8 protein-coding genes and 1 rRNA gene are annotated in these 15171 nt (G+C 57.5%); all 9 read right to left on the bottom strand.

Features of this window, described 5'->3' with window-relative positions; all coding sequences use genetic code 11:
* Positions 1-166 (bottom strand): 16S ribosomal RNA (locus BCM02_RS13895); the annotation flags it as partial.
* A 337-nt stretch (positions 167-503) separates the two neighbouring features.
* Positions 504-2537, bottom strand: a complete 2034-nt coding sequence (ligA, locus tag BCM02_RS13890; RefSeq protein WP_148929686.1) for an NAD-dependent DNA ligase LigA — start codon at positions 2535-2537, stop codon at positions 504-506.
* A gap of 114 nt (positions 2538-2651) precedes the next feature.
* Entirely contained in the window at positions 2652-5003 is a 2352-nt protein-coding gene (gene pcrA / locus BCM02_RS13885) for a DNA helicase PcrA (protein WP_148929685.1), read from the bottom strand.
* A 308-nt stretch (positions 5004-5311) separates the two neighbouring features.
* On the bottom strand, positions 5312-6028 hold the full coding sequence (gene pcrB / locus BCM02_RS13880; RefSeq protein ID WP_148929684.1) for a heptaprenylglyceryl phosphate synthase: 717 nt from the start codon (positions 6026-6028) through the stop codon (positions 5312-5314).
* A gap of 50 nt (positions 6029-6078) precedes the next feature.
* Positions 6079-6432, bottom strand: a complete 354-nt coding sequence (locus BCM02_RS13875) for an STAS domain-containing protein (RefSeq protein WP_246183363.1) — start codon at positions 6430-6432, stop codon at positions 6079-6081.
* A gap of 26 nt (positions 6433-6458) precedes the next feature.
* Entirely contained in the window at positions 6459-8543 is a 2085-nt protein-coding gene (locus tag BCM02_RS13870; protein ID WP_187434199.1) for an ATP-binding SpoIIE family protein phosphatase, read from the bottom strand.
* A 26-nt stretch (positions 8544-8569) separates the two neighbouring features.
* Complete coding sequence (locus BCM02_RS13865; protein WP_148929682.1) at positions 8570-10378, bottom strand: AfsR/SARP family transcriptional regulator; 1809 nt, start codon at positions 10376-10378, stop codon at positions 8570-8572.
* 112 nt (positions 10379-10490) lie between these two features.
* Positions 10491-13019 carry a U32 family peptidase gene (locus BCM02_RS13860; RefSeq protein ID WP_148929681.1) on the bottom strand — a complete coding sequence of 843 codons (2529 nt, stop codon included), beginning with the start codon at positions 13017-13019 and terminating at the stop codon, positions 10491-10493.
* Between the two features lie 219 nt (positions 13020-13238).
* Positions 13239-15134 (bottom strand): stalk domain-containing protein, encoded by a 1896-nt coding sequence (locus BCM02_RS13855; protein WP_148929680.1) that lies wholly within the window; start codon positions 15132-15134, stop codon positions 13239-13241.
* Positions 15135-15171: the final 37 nt, after the last annotated feature.

The raw sequence follows: 15171 nt of genomic DNA, 5'->3' as shown, positions 1-15171 counted from the left end.
ATTAGCATTCGTTTCCGAATGTTATCCCGGTCTTACAGGCAGGTTACCTACGTGTTACTCACCCGTCCGCCGCTAACCTTACCCCGAAGGGTAAGGTCCGCTCGACTTGCATGTATTAGGCACGCCGCCAGCGTTCGTCCTGAGCCAGGATCAAACTCTCCATAAAAGACAAATTGGATTGCCGTAACCGAGGTTACGAGCACCATTTTGTCAGAACTTCGAAGCTTGTTAGCTCATTTAAAAACGTTGTCGTTTTATCGATTCATATGTTCAGTTTTCAAAGAACTTGCCGTCACGTTTTGTCGTGACTTTGCATATCTTATCAGCTTCGCATCTCGCTGTCAACAACTTCTTTCAATTAATGTTGAAATTTAGTTGTTTTGCGTCGTGCTTCAGAAGCGACAAGAACTAATATATCATCCTGGTACAAGGAATGCAACTTGTAAAAAATGACAAGCCGCGTTCTAGAATCGAGCGCAACTTGTCATTATCGATGTACCCATTTATTCGTTAAGCAGCCTTACGAGCTCCTCTTCATCATCAATCACGCGAATGCCTAGATCACGCGCTTTGGTCAACTTGCTGCCCGCGCTCTCCCCGGCGACGACAATGTCGGTCTTCTTGGACACGCTGCCGCTGATTTTGGCGCCCAACGCCTCGAGTTTCTTGACGGCCTCGTCCCGGCTCATTGATGAAAGGGTGCCGGTCAATACGACGGTTTTGCCGCTGAATATGCTGTCCGTACGGGTTGGCGCAGCTTGTTCCGCCTGCGCCTTAACGCCCAGCGCCAGCAAGCGGTCCAGACTCAGGACAACCAAGGGGTCCCGGAAGTACGTATAAATGCTTTCTGCCACGATCGCCCCCACATCCGGCAAACCAACAAGATCCTCGACCGCGGCTTCTCGAAGCGGAGCAAGCGCGCCAAAGTGATCGGCGAGCATTTTCGTCGTGGCTTTCCCCGTATTCGGGATCCCTAAAGCGAACAAGAACGCCGCAAGATCGCGATCTTTCGATTTCTCGATCGCCTCCAATAATTTGCGCGCCTTCTTGTCCCCGAAACGCTCAAGTCCGATCAAACGATCATACTCCAGTTCGTACAAGTCGGCCGGGTCATGGACATTACAATGGTCGAACAGTTGCTCCGCCGTCATAATGCTGAACGACTCGATGTCCATGGCATCGCGCGAAGCAAAATGGGTGATACGTCCAACCGTCTGCGGTCGACAGCCTAGCTTGTTATTGCAGAACAAATGAGCTCCCCGCTGCTCCAACGGCGTTCCGCAAGCCGGGCATGCATCGGGCGCTGCGATTTCCGCGCCTTCTTCGTCGTCCGCTTTGCCGAGAATCTCCGGAATAACGTCATTGGAACGTCGAATAAATACGCGCGTGCCCAGCGCATGCTTCAAGTTCTTGCGCTCGATGTCGCCGATATTGTTCAGCGTGCAGTTGGACACCGTGACGCCGGCGAGTTCGACCGGTTCGACGCGGGCGACGGGGGTGATTTTGCCCGTACGGCCGACTTCCCATGAGACTGACTCCAGCACGGTGGTCGTCTCTTCGGCTTCAAATTTAAACGCAACGGCCCAGCGCGGGAATTTGTCCGTATAGCCGAGCGCGTCTCGCGTCCGCATATCGGTCAGCTTCACCACGGCCCCGTCGATCAGAAAATCCAGCTCGCTCCGCATCGCCGTAATGCGCGCCAGCTCCGCTTCGACTTCCTCGATCGTATTCCAGTAGGTCACATACGGGTTGACCTTGAACCGGTTGTCGCGCAGAAATTGCATCATCTCCTGATGCGTATCGAACTGCACGCCGTCCGCGTAGCCAATGTTATAGAAAAACGCGTTCAGTTTGCGTTCGGCCGTGATGCGCGGATTCTGGTTGCGAAGCGCGCCGGCTGCGGCGTTGCGCGCGTTCTTGAGCGGCTCCGCCGCCGTGCGGTTGTACCCCTCCAGCACCGACAGATTCATGATGCCTTCACCCTGCACTTCGATAATGCCTTCCGAAAAAGGAATCGTCAGCGGGATCGACTTAATCGTCTTCACCTGCGCCAGGATGCCTTCCCCCACAACGCCGTTGCCCCTTGTCGCGGCTTGGACAAGCCGGCCGTCGTCGTACGTCAAATTGAGCGTGAGACCGTCGAACTTGAGCTCGACGACGTAGCTTGGATCGGGGAGCGCAACGCCGTCCGGATTTTTGGCGTTATAGTCGGTAATCGCCTTGCGGACGCGGGCGTTCCATGCGAGCAGGTCCTCGTTGTCCTGCGCCTTGTCCAGGCTCCACAACCGCGACCGGTGGCGATGAGGCTCGAACCCTTTCAAAATATCGCCGCCTACCCGCAACGTTGGGGATTCCGGCAATATGACGCCCGTCAGCGTCTCCAACCCGGTCAACTCGTCATACAGCGCGTCATATTCCTTGTCGCTCACCGTCGGGGTGTCGAGGGTGTAGTAATTATAGTTGTGCTCTTCGATCAACGACGCCAACTCGCGCATGCGCGCCAGCTGTGCCGGTTCCGCGCCTCGTCCTTGCTCCATCGCCTCATCCGCCTCTCTTCTGATCCCTATCATTGGTCTGTTTCGTTATGTAAAGAGAGAGACGCCCGCGTCTACTTTCGTTGCCAGCGCCTCTCTTATGATGCAGTACCTGCTTTATTCTACTTTCGTAATCGGGGCAAAGCTGGCCAGCAGCTTCTTGATGCCGACCGGAGCCGGAAACGCGATGTTCAGCTCCATCTCATTGCCCGCGCCCTTCGCCGAGACGACCGTCCCGACGCCGAACTTGCCATGCGACACGCGATCTCCTACTTTAAAGTCCTTGGAGCCTCCCGATGCCGCTCCGCCGGATGCCGAGCGAGCGGCGTCCGCCGGACTCGTCACCCGAACGCCGCTGCTCGAGGCGCCGGCACTCGCGGTGCCCGCGCTCGAACGAGAAACGGCGTTGCCCGACGCGCCGCGGAAACCAAAGCCGGATCCGCTGCCCGATGCGCTGCTCCTGCCCCCGCCGAATCCGCCGTTCAGCGGACGGCTGCTTGCGCGGCCGAACATGGACGCATCCTTCTTCAGCTCGTCCGGCACCTCGTCCAGGAACCGGGACGGCTTGTTCGCGTTCGTCCGCCCGAACAACGTGCGCACGCGCGCGCAGGTCATGAACAACTGCTTCTCCGCCCGCGTGATGCCGACATAGGCAAGCCGTCTTTCTTCCTCGAGCTCTTCGTGGTCCATAAAGGCGCGGCTGTGCGGGAATACGCCTTCCTCCATGCCAATAATGAACACGACCGGGAACTCCAGGCCTTTGGCGCTGTGCATCGTCATAAGAGTAACCGCGTCCTTCACGCCACCTTCCGGCTCGTCTTTATCGACGGTATCAATATCCGCGATCAAGGCCAAATCCGTGAGGAACGAAACGAGCGACTTGTCGTCGTTGCGCTTCTCGAACTCCTGCGTGACGGACAGAAACTCGTCGATGTTCTCGAGGCGCGCCGTGGATTCGAGCGTGTTCTCCCGCTGGAGTTCAAGCCGGTATTGGCTCATCTCGAGAATCTTCTCGGTCAGCTCCGTTACGGAAAGGTACTCCACCATCTGCGTCAGATTCGAGATCATGTCGCGAAACTCGCGAAGCGCCGTGCGCGCTCTACCGGTCACGTCCAGCCAATCGAGTTCCTCCAGCAGCGCGAAAATCGAAATGCCTCGCGAGCCGGCAATATCGGCCAACTTGGCAACCGTTGTATCGCCAATCCCCCGCTTCGGTACGTTGACGACCCGCTCAAAGCTAATATCGTCGTCCGGATTGGAAATTAACCTCAGGTAGCCAAGCAAGTCCTTGATTTCTTTGCGATCGTAGAACTTGATGCCGCCGACGATCTGGTAGGGGATGTCGGATTTGATCAGCGTTTCCTCGATGACGCGGGACTGCGCGTTGGTCCGGTACAAGATCGCGTGGTCGGCATACTGATTGCCCTGCTTGATGTTCTTCTGGATCTCGCCGGTTACGAAATAGCCTTCTTCGTGCTCGGACTCCGCCTGATAGACGGTGATCGGCTCTCCCTCACCCCTGTCGGTCCACAGTTTCTTCGCCTTGCGTCCCGTGTTCAGGTTGATGACCGCGTTGGCCGCGTTCAGGATATTCGACGTCGAGCGGTAATTCTGCTCCAGCATAATCGTCCGCGCTTCCGGATAATCCTCTTCGAAATTGAGGATGTTCGAAATGTCCGCGCCCCGCCAGCGGTAAATCGACTGGTCGCTATCGCCGACGACGCAGATGTTATGGTGCTGGTCGGCCAGCATTTTGCACAACATGTACTGCGCGCGGTTCGTATCTTGATACTCGTCTACGTGGATGAACCGGAATTTATTTTGATAGAAGGCCAATACTTCGGGGACATCCGTGAACAATTCGATCGTCTTCATGATTAAATCGTCGAAATCAAGCGAGTTGTTGAACTTCAACCGCTTCTGGTAGGACGCGTATACTTTGGCTACGATGCCGTCGAAATAATCGCCGATCTTGTTCTCCAGCCGTTCGGGCGTCTGCAGTTCGTTCTTCGCCGCGCTGATCTTGGCCTGAACCGCCTTCGGCTCGAATTTCTTCGTGTCGAGGTTCATCTCTTTCATGATGTTGCGGATGACCGACAGCTGATCCGCGGAATCCAAAATCGAGAAGCTCTGGGAAAACCCGATTCTTCCGATATCTCTGCGCAAGATGCGCACGCACATGGAGTGGAACGTCGATACCCAGATATCATGGCCGGATGGCCCGATGAGCGCGGAAACGCGCTGCTGCATCTCTCTAGCCGCTTTATTGGTAAACGTGATCGCCAAAATGCTCCATGGCGCCACGCGGCGCTTCTCGATCAAGTACGCGATCCGGTGCGTCAGCACTCGCGTCTTACCGCTGCCCGCGCCGGCCATGATCAACAACGGACCGTCGGTGGCCTGCACGGCCTCCCGCTGCGGCGGATTCAGTTTCTGCACCGCCTGTTCGATACTGAATTCGTTTAGCATATGAGGAATAAAGCTCCTTTTGTTCGCATTTGTTCGCCTATCTTCAGTCTAGACAACCGCGCCTGCGGTGTCAATTTGATTCTAGGTTTTGCAGACATTTGGCAGGACTTCGGCAAGCGGCGGACGTCCGTGTCGCATAGCGGAAAAGCGGGTCACAGCAACGCCGGTTATTTTCCGGTCAGGTAAAGCTTCCGCATATAAGCAACCGGCCCGTGCCGCAACTATGTCAAGAAAAAGAAAATAGCCCCTGCTCGGCCTCTGTTGGCTAGTCGACTCGATCGGGGGCTGTATGTATCTCGAGATTCTGGTTAGGGTTGCTTCAATTCGCAGGCCGTTTGACGGACGGCGGCGACCGTCGCGAGCGCCGCGTCCAGCCTGTCGTACACGGCATTGCCAACCACGACCGTATGGGCGAGCGCAGCGACTTCGCCCGCTCGCTCGGGCCCGTCGATCCCGCCGCCGTAAAATAATCGCGCGCCCGTCAGCAGCTTGCCGGCTCGATCAACGAGCGACATATCTCCGTAGGAACCGCTGTACTCGATATAAACAACCGGAAGCCGCATGAGCCTATCCGCCATATAAATATGCGCGGCGATGCCCTCCGCATCTTGTATCGCGTCCGCTCCGGTTATTCGAGCCGCCTCCGCGTCCGGATTCAATATGATGTATCCCTCGGCGGAAGTCGTCTCCCATGGGACGAACGGACCGAATTTGCGCAGCGCCTCGATCTGATTGCCCGCGATCCATTCGCCTTGCCGCGTATTCAGGACGAGCGGGATAAAGTACCAGTCGAAGCCCGGCACGGCCGCCTCTATATTCGATACCTCCAGCGCGCACGGCACCTCGTAACGGCGGATGCGCGACAGCAGGTCCACCGTATTGTCGTAATCGACGCCGCTCGAACCTCCGACGAGAATGGCATCCGTGCCGGACATGCAGACCGCGTCCAGCGCCTCGTCCGAGATTTCCCGCTCCGGGTCGAGTTTGAAGACGTGCCGCCATTGGGCGTAAATTTCGCTTTGCATGATGGTCCTCGCATTCCTTTCTAAGTTGCGCGTTCGCAAGACTGACCGATTTATAACGATTCGATGCGCTGCATGACGGAAAACTCGTTCGGATACAGCATAATCCACTCCGTCAAGCCGACCATCCGGAACAATTTCTCGTAATGCGGCGTGATGCCCCACGCGAACGTATGCATCCCGGCCTTCTTGGCCGTCCGGGCAAATCGGATCAATACGGCCATGCCGCCGCTGTTAATGTAGGTAATCCCCGTCAAATCTAATACCAGAAAACGCACTTCGCCGGCGAATTCGGCTGCGAATCCGTCCAATATTTCATGCTCGGATGCACGGGTCAGCTCTCCCCTGAGCTGCATGACGCAGCCGCCGGGAAACTGACGCTTCTCGATGACCAATGGCTGTTGCACTGCCGTCGCCTCCTTTGTTGTGCGCGCTAAGCGCGCGTTTTACGCATAAAATAAATTTCGAGATAAAAACCCCGCTCGTCCCGCCCGGTGGCCCAATAGTCGGATAACGCGTCGATGAGCACCAGCCCCCAGCCGCGCGGATCCTCGGATTCCCGCTTGCGGGCCATCTCCTCCTCGTTGCGCGCCACGTGCGGGAAGAAGCCTCCTCCGCTGTCGTAGATCCGAATGACCGTAATCCGGCTACCGACCTGCGCTTGCACGGCGACGACCGACCCCGGCCGCAGCCGATTGCCGTGTTCCATGGCGTTCATAATTCCCTCGGACACGGCGCTCTGCACGTCCTCGCCGAGCACGGTCTCCGGCCAAAACGTCGACACCAGCATCCCGACTTGCTCTGCCACCATCCGCTCGGTGCCTTGCGCGCTGCCAAGCATCCAGTCGTGGGCATAAAATCGGCTGGGCGCCATCTCGTCCAGCAAGGCGCCGTGCAGCGCGGCTGCCGCCTCGCGCTCGGCCGCCTGCAGCCAATACGCATGCACAAGCTCCAGCACGACGATGGTACGGTCGTCGTTGTCTCTGGCATACTTGGCATCCATTCGGCCGAGCCAGTCGTCCACCCGAGCCGGCAGATCGCCGCCAAGCCCCCACCGCGCCAATTCCTGCTCCAATCCGTCGAAGCTGTACATCCGCCCCGCTTCATCCATCGCTTCGATTAAGCCGTCGGTGTAGAGCATGAATTGATCGCCAGGCTGAAGTTTATGCACGATAGATTCATATTGCGTCTCGGGATCGATACCGATGGGAAGCGAGCTGCAATCTAACGCCCTGACGCTTCCGCACTCGCTTACGATATATGGGGACAAATGGCCGGCGCTCACATACTGCAGCGTATCGTGAACGGAATCGACGACGCCAATGCCCATCGTGACCGCTCCCTCTTCGCCGAGCGCTTCGCACAGCTCCTCGTTGATCCGCATCATGACCTCGGCCGGATTCCCGTTGCGTCTGATCTCCGCGCGAAAAAGCATCAGCAGCGCCGACATCAAAAGCGCCGCCGGGACGCCTTTGCCGGACACGTCGCCGATCATGATCGCGAACCGGTTCGGACCCAAGCTGAGCACGTCGAAAAAGTCGCCGCCTACCTCATGGTAGGGCCGGCTGCGCGCCGCGATCCGGTATGAGCCTATCGTCATATCGCCCGGCGGAAGCAGCTTCTGCTGCACTTTGTTGGCGAGTCTGAGCTCTCGTTCGAACTGCTCGAACCGCTGCCGCGCTCGCGCCTGAAGTTCGTGAAATACGAGCGCTAGATCGCTCGCCTCATCCTCCGGATCCCCCTTCGGTCTGGGTACTCTCGGATGCTCGTCCATGACTAACTCCCGCAGACTGCGAACCATGCGGCGAAATTCGGCACGAAAGCGCGTCGTCACGAAGATGGCCAGCGATAAGCCCAGCGCCGCGTCTATCGACGCCGCCCCGATGAAAGCCTGCAAGCTCAAGGACCCGGGTTGCTTGCTCTGAATCAGCATTAGCTGCTGCACATTCAACATCGCCGCCAGAAACGCACCCAAATACGTGGTCAAAAGCGGCCGGATTATGGGGAGACTGCGACCGCCTCCATACTCTCGCTGCAGCCGCAGCACCGTCTCGCGCAGCACGCCTCGCACGGCGACGAACAGCAGGACCGCCATCGCAAGCGACATTCCGATGCCGCCTGTCAGCACGTCCGCGTATGTCTGGACGGGATCTCCATCTCCTCCGAGCGCTACGGACACCCCGATGCTGATCAGGCCCGCGAACAACATCGAAGCTAGGAGTTGATACGGGTAGCGGAGCAGTTTCCATACCGCCGACTCCGCCTCCGCTTGTTGGCCCAACAACTGCCGGACCGTATAAAGACGCCAGGCCAAATGAATGCCGAGCGCCGCAATAATCAACGAAACGACGACGAGCGGATAGGGGATCCCTTCGCCTTCAACATGCGGAACGAGCCGATGCGACACGATGTGATTTTTGACGGTAAATATCAAGAGGCCTGCCAGTACCGACGCGGCTTGGGCGGCGAACAGCCTCATAAACAACCGTCTCCACGCGATGGAAGACGCGGGCGGCATCGCCGTCTCCCCCCGGGGGCGCCGCGTCAGTTCCATAACAGACGTTTGGTTTCTTCCAACGGCTCGGAGCCGAATTCTTCTTCGTACATCCGCTCAAGCCTCTTATACCAGCCGATCGCCTCGGCCCGGTGACTCTTGGCCAGGCAATGGCGAATCATAGCCTCATAGGCTTCCTCCTGCTTCGGACGCAGCGCGATCCATTCGCTAAGGGCCTGTTCGGCTTTCACTTCGTCCCGAAGCTCGGTATAGTATATCGCCAGCCGCTTCAGCATGTTGGTCTGCCGATCCAGCATCTGTTCCCGCGTGCGCTCCAGCCACTCCACGTTCGGGAGCTCCGTCGCCAACTGGCCGTACAGCGGCAGCGCTTCCTCATAGAGGCGGCAGGCCGCTTCCCGGTCGTCGTTCCACAGCTGATCCCCGACCCGGGATAAGGTCATGTACGCCTCCGCGTCCACATGCTCGATGATCTGCTCGTCCAGCCCGATAACGCCCCGTTTGACGTAGACCGGATCGGACATCCCCATTTCGCGAAGCGTATGGCGCAAATCGTGCAGCGTCACGTAGAGCTGGTTCGATTGTTTGGCCGTTTCGCCTTCGCCGAACACGCGCTCGAGCACCTGCTCGCGATTCGCTTTATAGGCAGGCTGCAGAAGCAGATAGACAAGCAGTTCTCCCGCCTTGCGGCGCTTCCATACGGGTTCGGCCACCTGACCGTCCGCGGAGCTAAAGCGCAAACCGTCAATCAACTGGACCCGCCAGCGACGGTCTGCCGTCACGGACGCCGGCTCCGGCTCCGTCAGGTTCGGCACCGCTTCGGCAGCCGGCCGTACCGTTATCGCCGGTTCGGCCGTTTCTTCGCGAACCGTTTGTTTGCGCAGCTCCTCCAATTCGATCAAGCGGCGCTTCATCTCCGGCGAAGACACGAGCGCGGCATACCCTTCCAAGGCTTGCCACAGTTCTCTCGCGCGTGAATCGTCTCCTCGCTGCACGCCTCTGCGAAGCTCCGCGGCCGCCGCGTAAAACTGTACTTCGATATCGTCATCGAGGGATCGCGGCGGCCTGCGGTTCGCGCGACCGAAGCAGATCGCGTTGACTAAGTACACGTATCTCGCCGGCAATAGCTCGATCGTCTCGTCCTTCGGCTTGCCGCCCGCATTCAGCGTCTCTTTCAGCGCTTGTCCGAGCGAAGTGTCATCGAGGCTGCGACCCAGCCACTGCAGCAGCAGTCTCCATGCGGGATTGACCAACGCATCGCGCTGCGGGTCATATAGCAGACGCTCTAGCATGACGATCGCCGCCCACAGCGGCTTGCCCTCTTCCCGGAACCGGTGCGCCGCCGCCAGAAACAACTCTTCCGGCGTCGTCAAGCCGCCTTGTTCGTCCAATCCGCCCCCGGCCAACGCGCGCGCCAACGCCCACGGTACGAACCCGCTGCACGCCTGCCCGGAATGCGCCCATTCCGTCCGCAAGAAATCAAGGACGTGCCTGGAATCCGACCGATCCCCGACCTGCTGATACAAAAGACCCAACATTCCCATTAGGGTCAGCATCGCCTGTTCGTTCGCTTGCGCCGCGAACGCCCGCAGCGCGCTTTCGATCAGCCGTTTTGCATCGCCCAATCGACCTTGCAGCAGCCCCTCCTCGCACTCCGCCTGCAACAGCAAAGGCGAGCTATTCCGAATAGACGCAGGAATAACGGCCAACATGTCCGCCGTTACGCGCCTTCCGTCCAATATCGCTCGTTCCAGCGACAATACGCTATCTGTCCATGCATCCGTGTTCTGGGACAACCTTCCATTATGTTCCATCATTTGTTCCCCACGTTCGATTGTCATTGTAATCTCTCCTCTATTTCGCCTCCATACGCCAAAATACCTGCCTGTCGCGCCAAAGTCTTGCTATCCGGACGCAAAAAAGCGGGGACCGCGGCCCCCGCTCATCTTATCGTTACTTCACCAGCTGTCCGCGCGTTACGCCGAGCTGATTGATCGCTTTCAAACTTCTCCATACTTGGGTGCCGTTAATTCGTCCGCCGAGCGCATCGGTATATAGACCGATGACCTCCTCTACCTTCTCAGCGGTTTCTTCCAAAAACTCGATTCGGAAGGAACCCACGCCAAGATCCGCGAATTGACGCAAGTATTCGGCGCCGGATTGCTCGATGGCGTTGTACACGGTATTGCGGCATCCTTCGTCGACGCGCACCGGATGCGACATGCCGATCCGGTCGCGGAGGGAAGCGCGCTGTTCTTCGCACGGCCGGCCGCAGTTCGTGTAATCCGTGCCTTCGCTCATGAAGGTGCAGTACACGCAATGTTCGGTATGGAACATCGGCAAATGCTGATGGATAACCACTTCCATTTGGGACGTATTCGAGCGGCCTAGCAGGTCGAACATTTGCTGAACGTTCAAATCGTAAGAAGGCGTCACGTAATCGCAGCCCGCTTCGAGGAACAAATCCGCCGCTTTATGATTGGCGATATTCAGCGAGAAGTCGCCGATTAAACGCGGAAACCCTTCCCCGCCGCGTTCCGCCCGGGCGCGCATGTAATAATACAGCGCCCCCGTATTCCGAACGAGTACCGCATCCGGCGCCAGCTTCAGAATGTTGGCGTGGTAACCGTTCTCGCCCGGCATATGAATGCGCGGCGTGGCCAACGCGATCGGCTTGCCCGCCTGGCGCGCAATCTCCAGCGCAGCCGGGAACTGCTTAATAAACTCGAAATCCGCGTAAACCATTCCCACGCCGGAGCGAACGGCCGCTTCGACCTGCGGCAGCGTCCGGCAAAGCGCCGTTAGGCGGGATGCCGCCGCCTGAGGCGTCGGCATCGGGAGCACGTCCCGGCGCTGACGCGCTTCGGCATCGGCATACACATCGACTTCGTGCTTCACGTAAACCGGTGGTTTCGGACGTTCGCCGGCCAGCTGCTCCACCGCCACGCGCCGCATCCGGTTCAACTCGCGAACCGGCACGATCAGGTCGCCTTGGAGTTCGGCGTCCAATTTGTCCAATTGATAGAGCGTGCCGCCGAGACGTCCGAATTGCTCTTCCAGCAGCGCGATATCCATCGGGCGCTTCTGCGCGGCTTCCAACTCCAGCTCGGAGACGACCTCCACGGTCGTGCCTTTCTCGACATCCGTCCACCACGTCTTGAGCGGCTGGCCGAGCGTGCCCAGCACCTTCACCCGAAGCGGGAACACCCGGTACGGCTTCTCGGTCTCGAACGTGGCGCGAAGCCGCTTGTCGAGCGCCGGATCGTTCGTCTTCCAAATCCGGTCGCCGACATGCACTCTGCGCAGGTCGACGTCATTGCGGCCCGGCACGATCTCCAGCATGGTGCCGTCCTGGGCTTCGCCCTCGATCTTCACGCCTTGGCGGCGCAAATCGTAAATCCGGCCGCCTTCTTCTTTCTTAGTCGGGTCGCCGGCGTCGAACACGATGCCATCTCCGCGTTTGAGCGGCGTTTCGATTCGGCAGACGACCGCGTCGCGCAGCACGCGCTCGACGCGTCCGAGATAGACGCCGCGGCTTTTCGGAAACGTGCCTTCGACGAGCATTTTGTTATTCGTGCCCTTCAGGAAGCCATGCGTAAATCCGCGCGAGAAGCTCTGCTGCAGCTCCTCGATCTCCTGCTTGGACGGGGCCGAACGGTCGCCGTCGAAATACCGGTCGATCGCGGCGCGATATTTGCTCACGACGTTCGCCACGTATTCCGGACTCTTCAGTCTGCCTTCGATTTTGAAAGAGGTGACGCCCGCTTCGATCAGCTCCGGCATGATGTCGATCGCGGCCAAATCCTTCGGCGATAGCAAGTAGGCCACATCGCCCATCGGCTTCTGCTCTCCGTCGACCATCAGGTCGTACGGCAGCCGGCACGCCTGCGCGCACTCGCCGCGGTTGGCCGAACGGCCGCCCCACATTTCGGATGTCAAGCATTGACCCGAATACGACACGCACAAGGCGCCGTGAACGAATACTTCCATCGGCAGCTTCGCCTGATCGCCGATCGTCTTAATTTGCTTCAGATTGTTCTCACGGCCCAGCACCACGCGTTCCATATTAAACGGCTTGGTAAATTCTACAGCCTCCGGCGACGTAATCGTCATCTGGGTCGAACCGTGGATCGGGAAATCCGGCGACATCTCGCGAATGAGCTTCACCAGCCCCAAATCCTGCACGATCACCGCGTCGACGCCCGCGTCGATGCACGCTTCGATCAGCCGCTTCGCCTCGCGCAGCTCGTCTTCGAACACGAGTATATTGAAGGTGAGAAATCCTTTCACGCCATAGCTATGCAGGAACGCCATGATCTCCGGCAGCTCGCTCATTTGAAAGTTGTTCGCTCTTGCCCGCGCATTAAACTTCTCCACGCCGAAAAATATCGCATCTGCGCCATTCGCCACCGCCGCACGCATGCAGTCCCAATCGCCTGCCGGCGCGAGCAGTTCAACGTCTGCGCGCGTTATAGTACTCATCTTGTAATCCGCCACCCTTTGTCCATTGCTATTCTTCTAAGTGTACCAGAGTGCCGCGGTTGATTCCACCGACAGCCGTTTCCAACCGACCCAATCTGACTGTGAACGCCATATGCAGACACCAAACCACCATAGGTCCGTGATCACACTTACGCTGCACATTGGCAACGCAAAAACCGCTCGTTCGGGCCAAACCCGAAACGAGCGGTTACTGATTGCTTACGTAAAGGACTTCACGACATTCTCGATTTTCTCTCTGTTAGCCGGCGTATCATTAGCCATATAAATCGTTGTCATCATAACGGCGACTTTCCCGTTCTTCTCCGTCACGTAGTAGGTCGAGACGTACGGGTTCAAATCCTCATCCGGTCTTGGAACTTCAATGACGATTTTGTAGAATGTTCTGCCGTTCACCGTAAATTGAGTATTGTCTTTGACGGTAGCCCCGGCGCTAGTCATTTCCGAGCTGTTCGCGACGTACTGCGGGAGCACTCGACTAAAATCAGAGGCACTCATGCCCTCGTCCGCGATATCGATGACGAAGATTCCGTAAGGCGTTCCATATTGGACCATCGATTGTTCGAAGTCCTTCTCAATTCCAAACCAAGTTTCCGGCAACGTGATCGAGTACCCGTATTTGCGACTGGTTTTGGTTACGGTCGCCGTGCTGTCGCTCGTGTCTTCGATCTCGCTGAAGTTCGCGTCCACGCTCTCCGTGTCGATCTCCAGCGTTGGCGCGATCTGCTTGTAAAGTACATCCCCGGCAACCGCGATGTTACTAGGGTAGAAATAGGATGCCATATACTTATGTTCGTCTTCGATATAATAGATCTCATGGTTCGTAAACCATTCCTTCTGATCGTACGTGTACTCGAAGCTCAGGACTCTTGCTGGGCCATTACCGATTTCGATCGTGCTTTCGCTCACGTTGCGAATGTAGTTGGCCGCAAAATAAGCTTCCAGGTCCGTTCGTTCCTTCGTTACCCACTGCTCCAGTGTCTGGCCAGACACGGCGGAGTACACCCGGAAAGTGAACGAGTAATCCTCATTACCGAAATCAGGGTATGGGGACTCGTCATCGCGTACCCAATCAGCAGGTGTCTGCATCGTCAAGCCGTAATCTTGGTCCGCCACGACCATGTAGCCATCCTTCACTTTGGTAATATCTTTGAGTGATGCATTCGATGCGTCAAACGATAGTTTGAAACTGTCAAGCACGGACTGATACTTGTTAAGCCCGTCGCGTGTTGCGGATTTAACACCGGCCGCGATGATATAAATACGGTTGTTTTGCTGGATCGCGCGGAATTCATAGAACCAGCCGTCGCGTGTCTTAACAACCATTTTCTCAAATTCCGCGCCGCCGGTCGTGATCGTCTTCTTCTCGAGAATGAACGCGTCCTCCGGCGTCATGCCGAAGATGAAATCTCGGATCTCTTCTTTGGTATACGCCTGATCAATCGGAGCGATATTCACGATAATGCTTGCATTCTCGCTGATATTCGACCATACCGTCGCGTCGCCATTATCCGTCTGGAAACTCATTGTTAGGTCTGATGGATAGCTCATGGACCAGCCGAAGTAGCTGTCTCCGACAGATGTTTTGCCCGCATCCACGTTAATACCAGTCGATCCTTCTTGTCCGCCCGCCGACGAGGAAACGCCAGCCGGCGTGCCGACGATGATGATCTGTTTGCCGTTCGTGCTGATCGCCGCGCCGAACGCCTGCGCGATAACCCGCAATGGCACCATCGTCACGTTATTAACGACGGTCGGGGCGATCGCGATGGCCGACGCCTTGCCATTCACCTGAACGGTTTTACTACCGATAGTCAATACGACCTTCGTCTTGTTGTAAGTCAGGGTAATGATTTTATTTTTCTCGAGCTTAAGTCCGGCGCCGAAAGCCTTCGTAATCACACTAAGCGGAACAAGCGTCGTGCCGTTCGCTTGGTACGGCTTCTGAATCGCCGACGTCGCTCCGTTAATCGTCACGACACCGCTGCCAACCGATAATTGCACGACCACTTTGGCCGATGCCGCGTCCGCCGCGACGGGCATGATGCCCAAAACCATGCAGGCTAATGTAAAAAGTACAGCCCAACGTTTTAACATAAAAACAACCTCTCCCAATCTCTCTGTAATCTATTCT

It is taken from the genome of Paenibacillus methanolicus (assembly GCF_008124765.1).
GTDB lineage: Bacteria > Bacillota > Bacilli > Paenibacillales > Paenibacillaceae > Paenibacillus_Z > Paenibacillus_Z methanolicus.
This window is presented reverse-complemented; position numbering and strand designations above follow the sequence as displayed.